Origin of the sequence: Arthrobacter sp. HMWF013 (assembly GCF_003061105.1) — a bacterium.
In the GTDB taxonomy this organism is placed as follows: Bacteria; Actinomycetota; Actinomycetes; order Actinomycetales; family Micrococcaceae; genus Arthrobacter.
In genome coordinates, this window is record NZ_QAIQ01000677.1 from 1 (window position 1) to 1,252 (window position 1,252).

Annotated in this window: 1 protein-coding gene; it reads right to left on the bottom strand. The window is 65.2% G+C overall.

The genetic code is table 11. The features are described 5' to 3' along the window. Positions 1–3: 3 nt before the first annotated feature. Entirely contained in the window at positions 4–840 is an 837-nt protein-coding gene (locus DBR22_RS21980; RefSeq protein WP_108600725.1) for an alpha/beta fold hydrolase, read from the bottom strand. Between the last annotated feature and the right edge of the window lie 412 nt (positions 841–1,252).

Consider the following 1,252-nt stretch of genomic DNA (forward strand, 5'->3'; position numbering starts at 1 on the left):
CGTTTAACTGATCACAGGAGCCGCGGGCATGGGCGCGTCCAGGAAGGCCGTCACCACCTCCTGCACCAGAGCCGTCCTCGCGAGCCCGAAGAAATGTGTTGTCCCGGGAAACACTGCAAGCTGTGACGCGGGCACCCCTTCAAAGTCGCCGTTCACATCTCCCCCGCGGAGCTGGAGGAACCGCACGGCATGCTCAAGCCTGACCATGTCGCAGTCGCCCACGGTGATCAGTGTCGGGGCGGCGATTCCGCGGATCTCCTCATCACTCCACCCGACGGAGCCGGCGTCGTAGCGGCCGAGTTTGTCCAACAGCCCCTGCAGGTGCCCGCGGTCCGGGTGCGGTGACACGCTCAGGTAGCGTTCTTCCATTGGTGTGCCGGCGATCATGTCCACGGTCATGGACTCGAGCGCATCCGCATTCTCGCCCCGGTCGCCCTCGGGACGGAAGGATATGGAGGAGGCGACGAGTTTGCGCACGAGCTCCGGACGCGTGACCGCCAGGTGCAGTGCGACTGCCCCGCCCACGCTGAACCCAAAGACATCGACTTCGCGGATTCCCAGATGTTCAAGGAGCCCGGTGACGTCGGATGCCAGGTCGCGGGTGTTCAGTAGCCGGTCGATGTCATTGGTCCGGCCGTGGCCCTGGAAGTCCGCGGCGATGACCCTGCGGCCCGCCGACAAGCCCGGGATCAGGGAGCCGAATTGCTGCTCGATATCGAACAGCCCGCCGTGCAGGAGCAGTAGCGGTGTGCCGCCGGAACCGTGCAGCTCGTAATACATCCGCAGGCCGTTGACGGGGACATACCCCACTTCGGGTGCTGCAGCCGTTCCTTCAGGCATCAGCCGGTCCTCCTCCGCGTTCCGGGTCGTGGTGGCCCCCTCCCTGTGGAGGCGGGAACTGGCTCGACCACACGTAAAGAATTATGGCCTCATCAGCTGCCCCGGCGCAGCAGAACCGCAAACCGGGCTCCATCCGGGAAGACAGTTGGGTGCCTGCCCCACGGAGCAAGGTAATGTCGGAGACCTGGGCTTGAGAGTCCGGCAGGGAGCGCGGACACCTAACACCTGTTAGGAGGAGTCGACAATGATGTCTGAAAAGACACCAGGGCAACCTTCGCCGTCGCATGGGCTGCGCTCCCGCAGTGGACTGTCACCACTCACGCGGCGTTCCATGCTGTGCCTTACGGGCCTTGCTGTGGCGGGAGCCACCGTGGGAGCCTGGCCACGGCTGACGGGGACCGACATCCCGGGC

Coding starts and splice junctions, on each gene's coding strand:
- DBR22_RS21980 (WP_108600725.1), bottom strand. CDS start 840: ATGCCTGAAGGAACGGCTGCAGCACCCGAAGTGGGGTATGTCCCCGTC.